This is a genomic window from Salana multivorans (assembly GCF_003751805.1).
Taxonomy (GTDB): Bacteria; Actinomycetota; Actinomycetes; order Actinomycetales; family Beutenbergiaceae; genus Salana; species Salana multivorans.
In genome coordinates, this window is the sequence record NZ_RKHQ01000001.1 from 699,710 (window position 1) to 716,906 (window position 17,197).

Genomic DNA, 17,197 nt, shown 5'->3' on the forward strand with positions numbered 1-17,197 from the left:
AGGCCCGGTCCCTCGCGATCGATGTCGCGAGGTCCGGGCCTCGTCGGGCGAGACGGCCTGACCTCCGTCTCACCGGCAGCGCGGGCGGCCTGACCTCCACCCGCGCGGGTCTGCTGCGGCCGGCTCAGCCGTTGCCGCCGAACCCGGGCAGGTTGGGGAAGCCCGGGAAGCTCGGCAGGCTGCCGCCGTCCTGGCCGGAATCGCCCTGGCCGGAATCGCCCTGGCCCGAGTCGCTCTGGCCCGAGTCGCTCTGGTCGGTCTCGACGGGACGCTCGGCGAGCGTGACGTTGACGTCCATCGCCTCGCCGCCGCGCACGACGGTGAGCGTCACCTCGTCGCCGGCGCCGAACTGCCGGACGAACCCGGTGAGCGACTCGGCGCCACCGACCGCCTTGGCGTTGATCCCGACGACCACGTCGCCGGCCCGCAGGCCGGCCTCGGCCGCGGGGGTGCCGCTCGCCACCGACTCGACCTTCGCCCCGGCGCGCGTGACGCCGTCGGCGGTCGCCGTGCCGTCCGAGAGGGTGACGCCGAGGTAGGCGTGCTGCGCGACGCCCGTCGCGATGAGCTGCTCCGCCACGGCCTTGGCCTGGTTCGACGGGATGGCGAAGCCGAGGCCGATGCTGCCGGCCTGCTGCGCCGAGGAGGCCGTCGAGGCGATCGAGGAGTTGATGCCGATGACCTCGCCGGCGGTGTTGAACAGCGGGCCGCCGGAGTTGCCGGGGTTGATCGCCGCGTCGATCTGGATCGCGTTCGTCACGACCGCCGTGTCCGAGCTCTCGCCCGTGGTCGCGACCGGCCGGTCGACGGCCGAGACGATGCCCGTGGTCACGGTGCTCGCCAGGCCGAGCGGGTTGCCGACCGCCATGACGTCGTCGCCGACCACGACGTGCGAGGAGTCGCCCCACGGGGAGGCCACGAGGTCGCTCGGGGCGTCGGTGAGGCGGATGACGGCGATGTCCGTCGTCGGGTCCGTCCCCACCACCGTCGCCGCGAAGATGCGGCCGTCGGCGAGGGTCACCGAGATGCCCCCGGCGGTGGCGCCCGAGACGACGTGGTTGTTCGTGACGACGTAGCCGCCGTCGGCGTCGATGACGACGCCCGAGCCGGCCGCGCCGCCCTGCGCCGTCGTGACGGAGATCGCGACGACCGAGTCGCGCACCTGCGCGGCGATGGCCTGCCACTGGACGTCGGTCGTCGAGCTGACGGCCACGGGGGTGGTCGCCCCGAGACCCGCGTAGGAGCTCCCCGCGTTGCCGTTGCCGAGGGCGCCGGTCGCGAGGGCGGTGCCGCCTGACGCCAGCACCGCGGCGAGCAGCGCCGAGGCGGCGACGGCCGGCCACATCCGCCGCGGGGTCGGCTGCCGGCCCGCGGACGCGACGCCGGGGTCGGCGGGCGCCGTCGGGGGCACCGAGCCGGTCGAGGCGGGGACGGCGGCGAGCGGCAGGGTGGTGGCCGGCGCCTGGCCGTACGGGAGCGACGGGCCTTGCGGGTCATGACCCGTCGGGGCCTGCGCCTGGCCGGGCTGCGCCTGGGCGGGCTGGGCCTGGCCGGACCAGGAGAACGACGCGCCGGCCTGACCCTGCGGAGCGTGCTGCTCCTGCTGGGCGGGCGAGGCCGTCGGAGGGGTCGCATCGCCGGAACGCCGGACCGGGGGGTAGACCGGCGGGACGACGGGCTGGTTGTCCATCTCGACTCCATTCGCGGACGGGGACTTCATCTGCGAACGAGTCAACCCCGTCGACCTTGGCCGACGCTGGGCGGTTCCTGGGAGGTTCCTGGGGCGTGCGGCGCCCGCCGGCGCTCAGGTCGCGCGGCGCACGACCTGAGCTGGTCCCTTTCCCGCGCGCGCCACGAGGCCGCCCGTCGTGCGAATCACGACGGGGGACAGGAGCGCCAGCGCGAGAGAGGCGAGGAGCCCCAGGAGGACGGACGGACTCCCAAGACGAGCGACGAGCCCAACGTGCAGGAACAAGCACGCGAACGCAGTCGCCGCAAGGGAGAAGAAGATCGCGGCGATACCGGTCAGGCGCGTGAGCCGAGAAGGCGTCAGGGTCCTTTCCGCAGCGAGACCCACGAGACGCCACAGGACCAGGAGTGCGGCCTGCACCCCGCACATGGCCCCGATCGCCCACCACGTGTATGCGAAGAAGAGGTCCGCGAGGTCGGGATAGGTGGAGGCGAGCGAGCGAGCGACGAGCGGGATCAGCACCACCTGGACCAGAAGCGCCCCCACCACGAGGGATCCCAGCGCAAGTCGCCATCCCACGGTCTCTGCCCTGTCCATCGCAGTCATCCTCCTCCAGCAGTCCACCGCCGTCAACGAGGTGGGTGGCGGACTCGTCCGCCTAGTAGATGTTCGGGTTTATCCGCGTGGTCTCGATGTTGAATCGCGTCTGCGGCCAATTCACACTCAGATTGTCCCAGGCGCTCACCGACTTCTCGGCGCCAGCGATCCAGGACCCTCCGTTGCTCGACGCCGAGGAGCACACCGTCCCCGAGATGTTCTGACTTCCCTGGCTGTACCAGATGCATACCTTGACGATCCGCTGCCCTTGGAAGACATTTCCTGCAGCCTTTGCTCGGCCCTTGTAGTAGAGCCACGCGGTCTCAGTACTGATCGCATAGCTGGATCCCCACGTCGCAAAAGGAGTCGGCCCGGAAGGGGGGTCCGTCTCGTACACGGAGCCAACCGTTCCGCCTCCTGGCATCACGTCATAGGTCTCGGTCACGACAGTGGCGACCTCATCGGGATCGAGCTCCGTCCCGTTCCCGGGAGCGCTCGGCCCATGCTCGGCCACCGACGCGTAGCTGTGTGCCTGCGCGGCACTTGCGCCGAGGCCAAGCAAGACAGTGGTGGCGAGTGTCGTCGCGATCGTTCTGGCGTACAACTCGAACTCCCTCGTTCGACTGGGCAAAACCTCATCACAAAGCGGTTGGCTGGAATGTTACTGAGAGAGTGCCCTGGTCGCAACTGAAACAGACCTCGTCCGGCGCAGCACCCAGGTCACGTGCCGTCGCCGCCCTCGTCGAGGAACTACGCAGCTCCTCCCGCCGACATCGTGCGGACGAGGTCGACCAGTCGCCGGTGCAGGGCGCGACGTCGCTCGGCGGCCCCCGAACGGCTCAGCCGCACCTCGACGATCTCGATCCCACGGCCGACGCCGGTGAGCGCGGCCGCGAGTCCGGACGCGTCGTCGACCAGCACGTGCCGGGCGCCGACACCGGCCGCGACGGCCGCGAGATCGAGCGCCTGCGGCGTCGCGAACACCCGCTCGTGCGCCGCGGCGAGCTCCGGTCGGCCGTGCTCGAGCGTGGCGAAGATCGACCCGCCGTCGTCGGCGAGGACGACGAGCTGGAGGTCGACCGGCCGCTCGAGCCGCCCCCGGACGAGGCCGCCGAGGTCGTGCTGCAGCGTGAGGTCGCCGAGCAGGGCGCGCACGGGGCGGTCCCCCGCCGCCGGCCCGACGTCCGCAGCCAGCGCGTGGCCGAGCGCCGTGCTCACCGTGCCGTCGATGCCGGCCAGCCCCCGGTTGCTCACCACCCGCGCCGCGGGGAGGCCCGCGAGGTCGAGCTGCCGGATCGCCATGGACGCCCCGGCCACGAGCAGACCACCGTCGCGTGCCGCCGCGCGGGAGACGAGCCGCGCGGCCGTCCAGCCCTCGATCGGCGCGCCGGCGAGCGCCAGCTCGACCTCGGCGTCCAGCTCGGCGGCGACCGCCCGCGCCGCGGCGTGCCAGCGGTCCGACCAGCCGGGACCGTCCGCGTCGCCCGCCGCGCGGCTCTCCTCGACCTCGTCCGCCAGCCAGCCCGCCGGCACGTGCCGGGCGCCGGGCCCGTCGAGCCAGGCGTGACCGGGCGGGTCGACGAGGACCACCTCCACGTCCGGCCGCGCGAGCAGCGCGGTCTGCTGGCGCGAGAGCGTCGGACGTCCGAGCACCACGACGCGCTCGACGTCGTCCCCGAGCGCGTCGAGCAGGACCGGGACCGAGCCGAGCGCCCCGGGCAGGTCGACCGTTGGCTCCGCAAGCACGGGCCAGGCGGCTGGCAGGTCGGGCCGACCGCCGCGCACGGCGCCGTCACCGGCGAGCATGACCGTCCGGGGTGTCCGCTCCGTGCGGATCGATCCAGTGGCCACCCGGACCTCCGGCGCCCGGACCGGCGCCGACGCCGCGCTGGAGGTGCCGTCGGCGGCGTCGCTCGGCGCCTCGATCCGCACGGAGCGGACGGGAGGCACGGGCACGAGCGGGTCGGCGAACGCGACGTTGAGGTGGACCGGGCCGGGCAGCGGGCCGCGAGCGACGCCGAGCAGGTCGAGGAGGGTGACCGAGGCGAGGTCCGCCGCGGTCAGGTCGGCCGTGGCGCGGGGCCGGGAGATCCCGCCCGCGACACCGTCGGGCGAGCCGAAGACGCCGACGTGCTCCATCGTCTGCGACCCGCCGCGCCGCACGAGCTCGGCCGGGCGGTCGCACGAGACGACCACGAGCGGCACGCGCTGGTGGGCCGCCTCGAGAAGAGCCGGGTGCAGGTTCGCGACCGCCGAGCCCGACGTGACGACCACCGGGACCGGACGGCCGGTCGCGACCGCGAGGCCGAGCGCGACGAAGCCGGCGGAGCGCTCGTCGATGCTGACGTGCAGCCGCAGCGCGCCCGCGTCCTCGGCGGCGAGCAGCGCGTACGCCATCGGTGCGCTGCGGGAGCCGGGAGCGAGGACGACGTCGCGGACGCCGCCCGTCGCGAGCGCCGCGACGACCGCCTCGGCGAGCGCCTGGCTCGGCGCCGGGTCGCGGGGCTCAGGCACGGGAGCCCACCGCGTCGAGCCGGGCGAGCCAGCGCTCGCGGGTCGCGACGTCCGCACCGAGCACGTCGGGGGGCGTGACGGCGAGCGGCGCGACGGCTGCCGGCGACGCCGGCACCGGCAGCTCGCCGCCGACGGGGAGCAGCGGCGCCGCGGCGACGTCCCGCTCGAACAGGTGGACCGTCGCGAGCCCGCAGGCGTACGGCAGCTCGGGCAGCGCGGCCGCGAGCGCCAGACCCGCGGCGATGCCGACGCTCGACTCCAGCGCCGACGACACGACGACGGGCAGCCCGACCTCCTCGGCGAGGCGCAGGCACGCGCGCACGCCGCCGAGGGGCTGGACCTTGAGCACGACGACGTCGGCGGCCTCGGCCCGTCGCACGGCGAGCGGGTCGGCGGCGCGGCGGATCGACTCGTCGGCCGCGACGGGCACGGACTGCGCGCGGCGCACGGCGGCCAGGTCGGCGACCGAGGCGCACGGCTGCTCGACGTACTCGAGGCCGCCGGCCGCCCGGTCGAGCCGGGCGAGCGAGGTCAGCGCCTCGTCGCGCGTCCAGCCGCCGTTGGCGTCGATCCGGATCCGACCGGCCGGGCCGAGGGCGTCGCGGACCGCCTCGAGCCGGGCCTCGGTCTCGGCGAGGCCCTGCCCGGGCTCGGCGACCTTGACCTTCGCCGTCGTGCAGCCGCCGGAGCCGGTGACGATCGCGTGGGCACGCTCGGGGTCGACGGCCGGGACGGTCACGTTGACCGGGACGCTGGAACGCAGCTGCGCCGGCCAGCCGAGGTCGGCGGTCTCGCGGGCCGCGGCGAGCCACGCCGAACTCTCGGCGTCGTCGTAGTCCCAGAACGGGGAGAACTCCCCCCACCCGGCGTCGCCGCGCAGGAGGACGCCGTCGCGGACCGTGATCCCGCGGAAGCGCGTGCGCAGCCGCGAGGAGTAGACGAGGACGTCGCGAGGCACCCCGCCAGCCTAGTGACGCCTCGACCGGACGGCCCGAGCCCCCGGGCGGGCACCGCGACGGGTACGTTGGCTGGCGTGAGCGCGCACGCACCGACTCCCCCGCCCGCGAAGGTCTCCGACACCTTCGACCCCGTGAGCTGGCGCGAGGTCGAGGGGTTCGACCTCACCGACATCACCTACCACCGGGGGGTCGCCCGCGAGGTCGACGAGGCCGGCGCGGTCGTCTCGCAGCGCGACCTCCCCGTCGTCCGGATCGCCTTCGACCGGCCCGAGGTGCGCAACGCCTTCCGCCCGCACACGGTCGACGAGCTCTACCGCGCGCTCGACCACGCGCGGCTCGACCCGGGCGTCGGGACCGTCCTGCTCACCGGCAACGGCCCGAGCCCCAGGGACGGCGGCCACGCCTTCTGCTCGGGCGGGGACCAGCGCGTGCGCGGGCGATCCGGCTACCAGTACGCCGAGACGGACGACGCCGGCAACCCCGTCGGGGAGACCCGCGAGAGCGTCGACCCGGCGCGCGCCGGCCGGCTGCACATCCTCGAGGTGCAGCGGCTCATCCGGACCATGCCGAAGGTCGTCGTCGCGGTGGTCAACGGCTGGGCCGCCGGCGGGGGGCACTCGCTCTTCGTCGTCGCCGACCTCGCGATCGCGAGCCGCGAGCACGCCGCGTTCATGCAGACCGACGCGAACGTCGGGTCGTTCGACGCCGGCTACGGCTCCGCGCTGCTCGCGCGCCAGGTCGGGCAGAAGCGCGCGCGGGAGATCTTCTTCCTCGCCCGCCGCTACTCGGCCGAGGACGCGGAGCGGTGGGGCGCGATCAACGAGGCGGTCGACCACGACCGGCTGGAGGAGGTCGCGCTGGAGTACGCCGCGACGATCGCGACGAAGTCGCCGCAGGCGATCCGCATGCTCAAGTTCGCCTTCAACCTCGCCGACGACGGGCTCGCCGGACAGCAGGTCTTCGCCGGTGAGGCGACGCGGCTGGCGTACCAGACCGACGAGGCCGTCGAGGGACGGGACGCGTTCCTCGAGCGGCGCGCACCCGACTGGTCGGGCTTCCCCCACGTGTCCTGAGAGGGTCCTGGGACCTGTCGCGGTCCCGTCAGGTCGAGTCCCGGTCGGGTCAGGTCAGGAGACGGTGAGCGAGGAGCTGTCGTAGGGCAGCAGCTCGATGAACGTCTGCCCGGGCGCGAGCGTGATGACCTGGCCGTCCGCGCCGGTCAGGACGATCGGGTCCGAGATGCCCGCCTTGGACCACGTCCCCGACACCGTCCGACCGCCCGTGGCCACGAGAGCCTCACCGGAGTCGACCATGATCGTCTCGTAGACGGCCGTGCCGATCGGGTCCTTGGCACCGGTGTCGCGGATGTTGACACGCAGCACGACCACGTTGTCGGCGGCGATCTGCTCGCCGGTGTCGACGGTGTGCGGCGCGTCGCTCATCGAGCGGAGCCAGCGGCTGCCGTCCCAGTTCCAGCTCGACTTCTGCGCCGGGAACTTCGCGACGATCTCGGTCGCCTCGGTCCCGTTCGCCGCAGCCGTCGCCGCGGCCGGGGTCGCGGCGAACGTGAAGGGCGCCGGCGGCGTCAGGTTCCGGTTCCCGTCCGCGACCGTGATCATCTCGGCCGGGTTCCCGTACAGGTTGTACGGCGTCCGGCGGAAGTCGACCCGGTACATGCCCGGGCCGCCCTGGTCGCCGATCGTGACCTGGACGCCGTCGTCGATCACCTGCTGGATGAACTGCGGCTGACCGCCGGAGAACGCCAGGAGCCCGCCGGTCGGACCGACGATCCCGCCGTCCATCGGACGCACCGACCGGATCGGGCCGACCTGCTCGGGCAGCGAGGAGTGGAACATCGCGAGGAGGCGCGTCTCGCCGCCCTCGATCATCTCCTCCCACAGCACGTCGGCGACGTTGATGCCCGCCTGCGGTCGCGCGGGACGCGTCGTCTCCACCTTGACCGCGAGCACCGGACGCTCGACCACGTCGCCCGGCAGGCCGGTGAGCGGCCACACGGGCGCCGCCTCGGGCGCGGCCGTCTTGTCCACCTGGACCTCGGGGTCGACCGTGACGGGCGGGTCCGTCGGCTGGATGACCTCGGGCTCCTTCGAGCACGCGGTGAGCGCGAGCCCGGCCGCGAGGAGGGTCGCGACGACGGCGAGGCCGCGCTGGCGCGTGCTGGCGGGGCGCGTGCGGGTGCGAGAGGTAGCCACGTCCCAACTGTGCCACGCCCTACCCTGGTCGGGTGGCCCATGACACCCCCGACGAGGCGCTCGCGGAGGTCCTCGCGGGACGCCGGCTGCTCCGGCTCGGATCCGCGCGGGGGCTCGACCTGCCCGTGGTCGCGGGGGCCGGGGTCTACTGCGCGACCTCGGGGTCGACGGGCGGGGCACCGAGCGTCGTCGCGCTCGGCCCGGCCACCATCGCGCACGCCGTCGCCGCGACGGACGAGCGGCTCGGCGGCCCCGGCGCGTGGCTGCTCTCGCTGCCCGACGACCACGTCGCGGGCCTCATGGTCCGGGCGCGCGCGCTGACCGCCGGCGCTCCCCTCGTCCGCGGTCACGCCGGCGCCTTCACGGCCGCGGGCTTCGCGCGCGACGTCGCCCTGCTGCACGACGCGACTCCCCCCGGCCTGCGCCGGTACGGCTCGCTCGTGCCGACCCAGCTGCACCGCGTCCTCGCCGACGCCGGGGCGGCGACCGCCGCCGCCTCGCTCGACGCGGTCCTGCTCGGTGGCGCCGCGGCCCCCGAGCCCCTGCTCGCCCGGGCGCGAGCGGCCCGCGTCCCCGTCGTCACCACGTACGGGATGACGGAGACGGCCGGTGGGTGCGTGTACGACGGCGTCCCGCTGCGCGGCACGAGCGTGGCGATCGACGACGACGGGCGCATCCGGCTGCGGGGTGACCAGGTGGCCCTCGGCTACGTGACGGCGCGCGGGCTGGAGCCGTTCGACGGCGAGGTCCTCACCAACGACCGCGGCCGGTGGGAGCAGACCGCGGGCGGCCGGCGGCTGCGCGTGCTGGGCCGGCGGGACGACGTCATCGTCTCGGGCGGGGTCAACGTCGACCCGCACGCCGTCGAGGCCGCGGCGCTCGCGGTCGAGGGCGTCGCCGAGGCGGCGGCCGTCGGGGTGCCCGACCCGGAATGGGGCCAGCTCGTCTGCCTCGCGCTGCGGGTTGACCCCGGGACGGCGGCCGGCGTGGCCGAGGACGTGCGGGGCGCGATCCGCGACCGCCTCGGGGCGGCGAGCGTGCCGAAGCGCGTGCTCGCGGGCGAGGATTCGCTTCCGCTGCGGGGTCCGGGGAAGATCGACCGGCGGGCGCTCGTCGCGAGGTTCGCGCAGACGGACGCGAGCGGCACCCCTCGCGCGGGCCATCACCCCGCGACCGGTGGAGAGGACTGAGAATGGCAACGCTTGGCGAGTGGGCGGCCGGTGCGCGCCCGAGGACGCTGCCGGCCGCGGTGGCGCCCGTGCTGGCCGGGACCGGCGCCGCGGCCGGGATGGGCTCGTTCCGCTGGCTGCCGGCGCTCCTGTGCGCACTGCTCGCGCTGACGCTGCAGATCGCGGTCAACTACGCCAACGACTACTCCGACGGGGTTCGCGGCACCGACGACGAGCGACGCGTCGGACCCATGCGGCTGGTCGGCTCGGGCGCCGCGACGCCGCGCGCGGTCAAGCTCGCGGCCCTGGCGACCGGTGTCGTCGCCGCCGCGCTCGGCGTCCTGCTCTGCTGGGTGACGGGGTTCTGGTGGCTGCTCGGCGTCGGCGCGCTCGCGCTGCTCGCGACCTGGGGCTACACCGGCGGGAAACGCCCGTACGGCTACCTCGGGCTCGGTGAGGTCATGGTGTTCGTGTTCTTCGGGCTCGTAGCGACGCTCGGGACGACCTACGCGCAGGCCGGCGCGCTCACCGGCGGGGCCGTGTGCGCGGCCGTGGCGATGGGCTCGCTGGCGTGCGCGCTGCTCATGGTGAACAACCTGCGCGACGTCGCGACGGACACCGTCGCCGGCAAGCACACGCTGGCCGTCCGGCTCGGCGAGACGCGCGCGCGGACGGTGTTCGCCGGCATGGTGCTGACCCCCTTCGCGTGCGCGCTGGCCGCGGTGCTCCTCGCCCTGCCCGCGCCCGGGATGCCGCTCGCGCTGGCACCGCTGCTCGTGCTCACGCTGGCGCCGGTCGCGCTGCAGCTCGCGCGGATCGTCCGGGCGGGGCTGTCAGGTCCGGGGCTCGTGAGCATCCTGCGGGACGTCGGGCGACTCGAGCTCATGGTCGGCCTCGCGTTCGCCTTCGCCCTGTGGTGGGGCGGGCCGGACGGCGGGCTCGTCGGCGGCTGAGGCTGCGGTCCGCTCGATCCGGCCGGTCCGAGCGGTCGACGGGTCGGCCGAGGTCTCGGGAGTGCTCGGCACCGCCGGTGTCTCGGGCGCCGGCTCCGGGACGAGGTCGAGCGCGGCGTCCTCGGCCGCCTCGTCGATCCCCTCGTTCCCGCGGGCACCGCGGGTCGCGGCCCGCTCCGTCGCTCGCTCGGCGAGCGCCGCGGCGGCCGCCGCGCGCGGACGCGGCAGCGCGAGGTAGGCGACGGCCGCGGCCACCACGACCGAGATCAGCAGCCACCACCAGCCCCGCATGCCGAGGAGGTACACGATCCCCAGGCTTCCGAGCAGCACGAGCAGGCGGTAGAGCGAGTACATGACGACGGGACGCACCCGGTCAGCCTACGGCGGCAACCACCGGCGCGACCGGCGGTCGGGGCGTCGGCCGTCCCACCGACGTAGGCTGGAGCGATGCCGCGCCTGCTCCTGTTCCTCCTCGTCATCGGGGTGGTGGTCTACACCCTCGTCTGGCTGATCCAGCGTGGCCGCACGGGACCCGGGCCGAGCGCGCCGCCGGCTCCCCCGCGCCCGGCGCCCGACGACGACCCCGTGTTCCTCGCCCAGCTCGACCGTCGGCTGCGCGAGGAGCGCCGCCAGCGCGAGCTGGAGGAGGCGCGACGGAGCGCTGCGGCGCGCCAGGCCGCCGAGACGGCGTCGGACGGTGCCGAGGTCGCGGAGGCGGAGCCGACGAGCTCCGACGAGATCGACCCGGCCGAGCAGGGAGAGCGGGGCGGGCGGGCCGAGGGCGGCGACCGCGACGACACGATCGATCCCCCCGCCCGGGGCGTCTGAGGCCCCGCGGCGTCTGAGGCTCCGCGGCGTGTGAGGCCTCGCCGGGCGTGGGGCCCAGCCGGGACCGGGGGCACGAGCCTCGGAGCGCCGTCGGCGGCACGAGCGGCCGACGCGACGAGGGCGCCAGCGTCAGGCGCGGGCCAGCAGCGCCGGCGCCGAGGCACACACTCACGCGAAGAAGCATCGTGTGCGTCGCGCTCGACGACCGCGGCCAACGCCCTGACCAGGCACGACGCGCATCACCGAAGCGTCGTACACGACACCGGGACGACGCGGGCCGTGCGCGACGCGCCACCCGCATGCTCCGGATCGGGGGCACGGGACGCCGCGACCACCCAATCCGCCTGCCCCGGCAGGCTGGCATGCGGCCGTCCGCTCAAACCAGTGGCGACCACGGCACACGGCGACCGTCCGCGTCGCGCTCCCCGGCCGTTTCGTGTGCGACGTACGCCCGCGCAACGGCACGGGCCCCTGACCTGGGACGACGCGGCTGTCACCTCGTCTCGGGCGCGTCGCACACGATGCATCTCGGCCGCAAGGGTGCGGCACCGTTGCCCCTGTGCCCCGTCCGCGCCGCATCCTCCGCGGCTGCCAGATCGCCCGGCCCCCTCGGGCGGCACCCAGCACCCGGCACCGGGCACCCAGCAAGCACCCGCACCGGCACCAAGCCCCCGGCACCGATGGCGGCAGCGGCGGCTCAGCCGAGGCCGCTGTACCCGTGCAGCGAGTTCGCGAACTGGTTGATGATCCAGTAGTTGACGATGATCGACAGGAACCCGGCGACCGAGAACCAGGCGGCCCGGCGCCCCTCCCAGCCCCGCGTGGCCCGCGCGTGGAGGTACGCCGCGTAGATCACCCAGGTGACGAAGGTCCAGACCTCCTTGGCGTCCCAGCCCCAGAACCGGCCCCACGCGTGCTCGGCCCAGATGGCACCCGAGACGAGCGTGAAGGTCCACATGACGAAGGCGACCGCGTTGATCCGGTAGGCGAGCCGCTCCAGCGACTCCGGCGCCGGCAGCGACGCCACGATCCGTCGGCCCCAGGCCGCCCGCGGCTGCGTGCCGCGGCTCTCGTACCGGTCCTTGACGAGCTGGAGCGCGCTCGTGACGGCACCGACGGTCGAGAGACCGACGGCCGACGTCGCGATCGAGACATGGATGACGAGCCAGTAGTTCTGCAGAGCCGGCTGCACCGAGGCCGGGTCGAGGTAGAGCACCGTGAGCGCGAGGAAGAGAAACAGAACGGCCAGCCCGGCGAGGAACGTGCCGAGGTAGCGCACGTCGGTCCGGCGCTGGATGGCGAGGAACACCACGGACGCCACGAGCACGGACATGAGCGTGAACTCGTACATGTTCGCCCACGGGACGCGGCCCGCCGCGATGCCGCGCGTCACCACACCGGCGAGCAGCAGCGCCGTCCCGGCGAGGAACGTCGACATGCCGATCCCGGCCGCGCGCCGCGACACCGCACCGGGCACGGGGTCCGACGTGGAGCCGGCGTCCGCCGCGTCGACGACCACGTCGATCCCGGCGTCCCGGCCGAGCGAGCCACCCGCGGCAGCCTCGTCCGCGCCGCCGGCACCGACGCCGACGAGGGAACGGGCCCGAGTCGGCCGCACGGGCGCCCGCCGGGTCAGGTCGATCGCGAAGCTGACGGCCGAGATCAGGTAGGCCGTCAGTGCGAACGTGACGAAGTAGAGGCTGAGCTGACCCGTCATGAGGACTCCTCGTCGGCGGTGGCCGCGGTGGTGGCGGCGGTCGAAGCAGTATCGGTCGCAGCGGTCCGCGGCGCCGTCCGGGCCCAGCCGGTCACGCGCTGGAGCTCCCTGGCGAGCCCGGGGTCGTCGCCGCGGGCCAAGGCCGCGGCGGTGCCAACTGTACGGCCCCGCGGGTCGAGGCCGAGGCGCACGAACACCCGGCGGCGCGGCAGGAACAGGGAGCCCGTCAGCCCGACGATGGCGGCGAGCGCGAACCCGAGCACCCATCCGAGCGTCGGGTCGTAGCGCAGGTCGAGGCCGACGAACCGGGGCAGCGACTCGAACGTCACGGTGCCCAGCCCGTCCGGCAGGTCGACCGTCTCCCCCGGCCGGACCTCGACGCGCACGGGCGCCGTCGTCGTGCCACCGGCCCCGTCGTCGATCTCGCGGACCGACTGCGTCATCCGCGACGTGTCGAGCTGGTAGACGTTCTGCGGCACCCCGAGGTCGAGGCCCAGGTCACCGGACCAGACCTCGAGCAGGAGCGCCGGGTCGTCCGGCGTCGGCGCGGTGGAGTCGGCGAACGCGCCGTCGTCGATGATCTGGGCCGCGGGCAGGAACCAGCCGTTGAGCCCGATCTGCGTGCCGGTCGAGGTGTCCGCGACCTTGACGACGCCGTGCGAGACGTAGCTCGTGTTGCTGGTGGGGATGAACGGGACGGTGGCGGAGAAGGCGAGCTTGCCCGCCGCGTCGTGCACCTGGATCTTCGGCGCGTAGCCGTTCCCCATGAGGTAGACGCTCGCACCGCCGACGCGCAGCGGCTCGTTCACCTTGATCGACGCGGGGCGCTCCGCCCCGTCGGCGTCGATCACCGCGACGTCCGCGCGGAAGTCGTCGGCCTGCCCGTTCGGCAGGAACACGGCGTGGAAGGAGTCCAGCCGCAGCCGGAAGTCGCCGAGCGAGTCCTCGTCGAACCAGGCGCCCGTGTCGAAGGAGTCGTAGGCGAGGCGCGAGTTCGCGAAGGTCTCGCCCTCGACGATGATGACCTGACCGCGGTAGTGGACGAGCGACCCGTACGCCATCGAGACGAGCAGGCCGACGAGCGCGAGGTGGAACACGATGTTGCCGACCTCGCGCAGGTAGCCGCGCTCCCCGGAGATGCTGACGACGCGGGCGTCGCCGGAGCCGACCGACTCCTCCCGCAGGCGATACCCGCGCAGCCCGCGGCGCGCCTGCGCCACGGCGTCGTCCAGGGGGAGCCCGGACGCGAACGCCGTGTGCGCCGGGAACCGGGTGAACCGGCGCGGCGCGCGCGGCGGCGGCTGTCGCAGCACGCGCGCGTGCTCGAACGCGCGCGGCACGATGCAGCCGACGAGGCTGATGAACAGCAGCAGGTAGATCGCGGCGAACCACGGCGACGTGTAGACGTCGAACAGCGAGAACCGGTCCAGCCACGGCGCGAGCGACGGGTGGTCGGTGAAGTACTGCGCGACGCCGGCCGCGTCCTGGAGCCGCTGCGGCAGCACGGCCCCGGGCACGGCCGCGATCGCGAGCAGCATGAGCAGGAGGAGCGCGACGCGCATCGAGGTGAGCTGGCGCCAGCCCCACCGGCCCCACTCGCGCCAGCCCCAGCCGGTGCCGCGCGCCACGGTGGCGCCGGCGCCGTCCCCAGCACCGTCGCCCGCGCCGGGCGCCGCGCCCCCATCGGGCGCCGCACCCTCGCCCGGCGCCGCGGCCGCCTCGGTGTCGGCCTCGCCGATGACGACGAGGCCCTCGGGCCGATATCCACCGCGCCGGGCCATCAGACGACCGTCACGAACCCGCCGACCCAGCCCTGGACGACGGCGATCAGCCGTCCCCAGACCCCGGTGACGAGAGCGAGCCCGACGAGGACGAGCATGGCGCCGCCGATCCGCATGATCGCAAGACGGTGCCGGCGCAGGAACGACATGGCACCCGCGAACCGCTGGAACGCGAGGGCAAGGAGGAGGAACGGCAGCCCGAGGCCGAGGCAGTACACCAGCGCGAGGATCGCGCCGCGGGCGGGCGACCCCGTCGGCAGGGCGAGGATCGTGATGGCGGCGAGCGTCGGGCCGATGCAGGGGGCCCAGCCGAGGCCGAACGTCACCCCGAGCAGCCCCGCGCCCGCGAGGCCCGTGCGCGGCGCGAGCCGCAGCCGCCGGTCCTCGGCGAGGAACGGGATCCAGCCGAGGAACGCGAGGCCCATGAGGACGACGACGACCCCCAGCACGCGCGTGACCACGTCGAGCCACGGGGTGAGGGCGACGCCGATCTGCACGAACACGAGGCTCAGCCCGACGAACACGACCGAGAACCCGGCGACGAACAGCAGCACGCCGGCGAGCAGGCGACGCTTCGCCCGTCCCTCGGCACCACCGATCGTCTCGAGGTCCGCGCCGGCCATGCCGCCGACGTACCCGAGGTAGCCGGGGACGAGCGGCAGCACGCAGGGCGAGGCGAACGAGACGAGGCCGGCGAGCAGGGCGACGGGCAGCGCGACGAGGAGCGGTCCGGACAGGACCGTCTCCTGGAACCACGCGCCGAGGCCGTCCACGACTACCCCCGCGACGACTCGGCGAGGACGTCGTCGACGAGACCGCCCAGCGTCGCGGCATCCGTGAGTCCGAGCACGCGCGCGGCCGGGCGGCCCTCGCGGTCGAGCACGACGGTGGTCGGGTACGCGCTGAGCGGCACCACGCCCTGGAGGGCGGACACGGCGGAGGCGTCGGAGTCCTCCAGCATCGGGTAGGTGATGCCGAAGCTCTCGGTGAAGGAGGCGACGCGGTCGGCGTCGTCGCGGGCGTTGATCCCGACCACCCGCAGGCCCCGGTCGGCGTAGTCCGTGGCGAGCGCCGCCAGGTCGGGCGCCTCGACCCGGCACGGCGGGCAGTCCGCGTACCAGAAGTTGAGGAGCACGACGTCGCCCCGGTAGTCGGCGAGGTCGAGCTCGACACCGTCGAAGGTGACGCCCGCGAGCTCGACCGCCTCCGTCCGGTCGGCCGGCGCGAACAGCGTGATGCTGCCGTCGCCGGCCTGGTAGCCGGCCTCGGCGACCTCCGGGTCGTCCGCCGGAGCCGACGAGCCGGAGCAGCCGGCGAGCAGCGTCGCGACGGCGAGGAGCGCTGCCGCCCCGGTCGCGGCCGTCCGCCGACGGGCGCCGCTACGCACCGGGCACCGCCGACGCACCCGGCAGGAGGGAGGCGGCCGGCTCGGAGTAGGTGTGGTCGACGAGGCGGTCGCCGTCGAACGTGAGCGACGTGACCGACGCGAGGGAGCACTCCCGGGAGCGCGGGTCGTGCCACAGCGGCTTGCCCTGGAGCGCGCGACGCACGGCCCAGATCGGGGACTGGTGCGACACGAGCACGGCCTCGTGCCCCTCGGCGACGCGACGGGCCGCGGCGACGGCGGCGAGCACGCGGTCGCGCTGCTGCGCGAACGGCTCCCCCCAGGACGGCGAGAACGGGTTGTAGAGGTGCCGCAGAATCGCGGGATCGAGCAGCTCGCGCACGCCGGCGCCGGCCAGCCGGCGCCCCTCCAGGACGTTGTCCGCCTCGATCAACCGGTCGTCGGTGGCGACCTCGAGGCCGAGCGCGCGGGCCAGCGGCGCGGCCGTCTCCTGCGCCCGCTGCAACGGGGACGCCACGACGTAGGTGACGTCGTGACCGTCGCCCGGCCGGGAGCCGGGGGACGTGAACGCCTCCGCGACGAGTCGCGCCATGGCGTGGCCTCGCTCCGACAGCCCGTACCCGGGCAGGCGTCCGTAGAGGATGCCGTCAGGGTTGTGGACCTCGCCGTGGCGCACGAGGTGGACGGTGGTACGCGGCATCCGACTAGTCTCGCACCCCCGGCGGACCCCTGGGCCCGGCGGCGACCGCCCCGTGGACGACCGCGACCCGACGGCCGGCGTCGGCGCCGGCTCGCTACGGCAGGACGGCGGGCTCCGAGATCTCGAGGCCGGCGGCGTGCAGGGTCGAGCGCATGACGTCGCCGAGCGCGTGGAGCTGCTCGGGGGTCACGACGTCCACCAGCCGCGCCCGCACCGAGGCCACGTGCCGGGGCGCGGCCTCGGCGAGCAGCGCCCACCCCTCGGGGGTGATGCGGGCGAGGACGCCGCGGCGGTCGTCCCGCGCGGGCAGCCGCTCGACCAGGTCGGACCGCTCGAGCCGGGCGATCGTGTGCGTGACCCTGCTGCGGGAGTGCGCCACCTGCTCGGCGAGCTCCGCCATCCGCACGCCCTCGCACCCGGCCTCCGACAGCCGCACGAGGAGCTCGTACTCCGCCATCGACAGGCCGACCTCGAGCTCGAGGTCGGTGCTCAGCGCCCGCATGAGGAACGTCATGCCGGTGATGGTGGCGCGCCAGTCGCGCTGCTGCCCCGGGTCGAGCCAGTGGGGCTCGACGTCGCCGGCCCCGTCGATCGGCACGGGTGCCTTGCCGTGGTCGGCGACGAGCATCAGGACCGTCCTCTCCCGCGGGTGGCCGCGAATGCGAGCGGGTGTCCACGCCACGGTAACGACGGCGCGGGGCCTCCCCCTCAGCCCTTGGTCCTAGGCGGGC

General features: G+C 74.7%; 17 protein-coding genes. 4 read left to right on the forward strand and 13 right to left on the reverse strand.

What is annotated here, in order from left to right; genetic code table 11:
• Nucleotides 1-124: 124 nt before the first annotated feature.
• The 5 genes from EDD28_RS03245 to EDD28_RS03260 form a co-directional block, all read right to left on the reverse strand.
• Nucleotides 125-1,690 carry a S1C family serine protease gene (locus EDD28_RS03245; protein ID WP_245967894.1) on the reverse strand — a complete coding sequence of 522 codons (1,566 nt, stop codon included), beginning with the start codon at nucleotides 1,688-1,690 and terminating at the stop codon, nucleotides 125-127.
• 114 nt (nucleotides 1,691-1,804) lie between these two features.
• A complete protein-coding gene (locus tag EDD28_RS03250; protein ID WP_148059533.1) occupies nucleotides 1,805-2,287 on the reverse strand; it encodes a hypothetical protein in 483 nt (160 codons plus the stop codon).
• A gap of 61 nt (nucleotides 2,288-2,348) precedes the next feature.
• Nucleotides 2,349-2,891 (reverse strand): hypothetical protein, encoded by a 543-nt coding sequence (locus tag EDD28_RS17125; RefSeq protein WP_148059534.1) that lies wholly within the window; start codon nucleotides 2,889-2,891, stop codon nucleotides 2,349-2,351.
• A 146-nt stretch (nucleotides 2,892-3,037) separates the two neighbouring features.
• Nucleotides 3,038-4,801: a 2-succinyl-5-enolpyruvyl-6-hydroxy-3-cyclohexene-1-carboxylic-acid synthase gene (gene menD, locus EDD28_RS03255; protein ID WP_123739898.1), complete on the reverse strand. Its 1,764-nt coding sequence runs from the start codon at nucleotides 4,799-4,801 to the stop codon at nucleotides 3,038-3,040.
• Nucleotides 4,794-5,759, reverse strand: coding sequence for an o-succinylbenzoate synthase (locus tag EDD28_RS03260; protein ID WP_123738311.1), 966 nt, complete (start codon nucleotides 5,757-5,759; stop codon nucleotides 4,794-4,796). Before EDD28_RS03260 ends, menD begins: the two co-directional genes overlap by 8 nt.
• Before the next feature lie 75 nt (nucleotides 5,760-5,834).
• Between EDD28_RS03260 and EDD28_RS03265 the strand changes: the two genes are divergently transcribed.
• A complete protein-coding gene (locus tag EDD28_RS03265; protein WP_123738312.1) occupies nucleotides 5,835-6,833 on the forward strand; it encodes a 1,4-dihydroxy-2-naphthoyl-CoA synthase in 999 nt (332 codons plus the stop codon).
• A 54-nt stretch (nucleotides 6,834-6,887) separates the two neighbouring features.
• On the opposite strand, the gene EDD28_RS03270 is transcribed toward EDD28_RS03265, so the two are convergent.
• Nucleotides 6,888-7,973, reverse strand: a complete 1,086-nt coding sequence (locus EDD28_RS03270; RefSeq protein ID WP_123738313.1) for a DUF3048 domain-containing protein — start codon at nucleotides 7,971-7,973, stop codon at nucleotides 6,888-6,890.
• A 32-nt stretch (nucleotides 7,974-8,005) separates the two neighbouring features.
• Between EDD28_RS03270 and EDD28_RS03275 the strand changes: the two genes are divergently transcribed.
• Both EDD28_RS03275 and EDD28_RS03280 read left to right on the forward strand, forming a co-directional pair.
• Complete coding sequence (locus EDD28_RS03275) at nucleotides 8,006-9,163, forward strand: AMP-binding enzyme (protein WP_123738314.1); 1,158 nt, start codon at nucleotides 8,006-8,008, stop codon at nucleotides 9,161-9,163.
• Nucleotides 9,164-9,165: 2 nt separating this feature from the next.
• Nucleotides 9,166-10,095: a 1,4-dihydroxy-2-naphthoate polyprenyltransferase gene (locus EDD28_RS03280; RefSeq protein ID WP_123738315.1), complete on the forward strand. Its 930-nt coding sequence runs from the start codon at nucleotides 9,166-9,168 to the stop codon at nucleotides 10,093-10,095.
• On the opposite strand, the gene EDD28_RS03285 is transcribed toward EDD28_RS03280, so the two are convergent.
• Entirely contained in the window at nucleotides 9,976-10,464 is a 489-nt protein-coding gene (locus tag EDD28_RS03285; RefSeq protein WP_123738316.1) for a DUF4229 domain-containing protein, read from the reverse strand. The genes EDD28_RS03280 and EDD28_RS03285 overlap by 120 nt on opposite strands.
• A 78-nt stretch (nucleotides 10,465-10,542) precedes the next feature.
• Between EDD28_RS03285 and EDD28_RS03290 the strand changes: the two genes are divergently transcribed.
• Nucleotides 10,543-10,923, forward strand: coding sequence for a hypothetical protein (locus EDD28_RS03290; RefSeq protein ID WP_123738317.1), 381 nt, complete (start codon nucleotides 10,543-10,545; stop codon nucleotides 10,921-10,923).
• Nucleotides 10,924-11,620: 697 nt separating this feature from the next.
• On the opposite strand, the gene ccsB is transcribed toward EDD28_RS03290, so the two are convergent.
• The 6 genes from ccsB to EDD28_RS03320 all read right to left on the reverse strand — a co-directional run bounded on the left by ccsB (nucleotide 11,621) and on the right by EDD28_RS03320 (nucleotide 17,094).
• Complete coding sequence (ccsB, locus tag EDD28_RS03295; RefSeq protein WP_123738318.1) at nucleotides 11,621-12,640, reverse strand: c-type cytochrome biogenesis protein CcsB; 1,020 nt, start codon at nucleotides 12,638-12,640, stop codon at nucleotides 11,621-11,623.
• Entirely contained in the window at nucleotides 12,637-14,421 is a 1,785-nt protein-coding gene (gene resB / locus EDD28_RS03300) for a cytochrome c biogenesis protein ResB (RefSeq protein ID WP_123738319.1), read from the reverse strand. The genes ccsB and resB overlap by 4 nt, the downstream gene beginning before the upstream one ends.
• A complete protein-coding gene (locus EDD28_RS03305; RefSeq protein WP_123738320.1) occupies nucleotides 14,421-15,194 on the reverse strand; it encodes a cytochrome c biogenesis CcdA family protein in 774 nt (257 codons plus the stop codon). The genes resB and EDD28_RS03305 overlap by 1 nt, the downstream gene beginning before the upstream one ends.
• Nucleotides 15,195-15,196: 2 nt before the next feature.
• A complete protein-coding gene (locus tag EDD28_RS03310; RefSeq protein WP_245967895.1) occupies nucleotides 15,197-15,808 on the reverse strand; it encodes a TlpA family protein disulfide reductase in 612 nt (203 codons plus the stop codon).
• Entirely contained in the window at nucleotides 15,801-16,466 is a 666-nt protein-coding gene (locus EDD28_RS03315) for a histidine phosphatase family protein (RefSeq protein ID WP_123738321.1), read from the reverse strand. Before EDD28_RS03315 ends, EDD28_RS03310 begins: the two co-directional genes overlap by 8 nt.
• Before the next feature lie 94 nt (nucleotides 16,467-16,560).
• Nucleotides 16,561-17,094 (reverse strand): MarR family winged helix-turn-helix transcriptional regulator, encoded by a 534-nt coding sequence (locus tag EDD28_RS03320; protein WP_123738322.1) that lies wholly within the window; start codon nucleotides 17,092-17,094, stop codon nucleotides 16,561-16,563.
• Nucleotides 17,095-17,197: the final 103 nt, after the last annotated feature.

Bases quoted from the DNA above. Each gene is read 5' to 3' on its own strand.
- EDD28_RS03245 (WP_245967894.1), bottom strand. From the start codon at position 1,690: ATGGACAACCAGCCCGTCGTCCCGCCGGTCTACCCCCCGGTCCGGCGT.
- EDD28_RS03250 (WP_148059533.1), bottom strand. From the start codon at position 2,287: ATGGACAGGGCAGAGACCGTGGGATGGCGACTTGCGCTGGGATCCCTC.
- EDD28_RS03280 (WP_123738315.1), top strand. From the start codon at position 9,166: ATGGCAACGCTTGGCGAGTGGGCGGCCGGTGCGCGCCCGAGGACGCTG.
- EDD28_RS03290 (WP_123738317.1), top strand. From the start codon at position 10,543: ATGCCGCGCCTGCTCCTGTTCCTCCTCGTCATCGGGGTGGTGGTCTAC.
- ccsB (WP_123738318.1), bottom strand. From the start codon at position 12,640: ATGACGGGTCAGCTCAGCCTCTACTTCGTCACGTTCGCACTGACGGCC.
- resB (WP_123738319.1), bottom strand. From the start codon at position 14,421: ATGGCCCGGCGCGGTGGATATCGGCCCGAGGGCCTCGTCGTCATCGGC.
- EDD28_RS03315 (WP_123738321.1), bottom strand. From the start codon at position 16,466: ATGCCGCGTACCACCGTCCACCTCGTGCGCCACGGCGAGGTCCACAAC.
- EDD28_RS03320 (WP_123738322.1), bottom strand. From the start codon at position 17,094: ATGCTCGTCGCCGACCACGGCAAGGCACCCGTGCCGATCGACGGGGCC.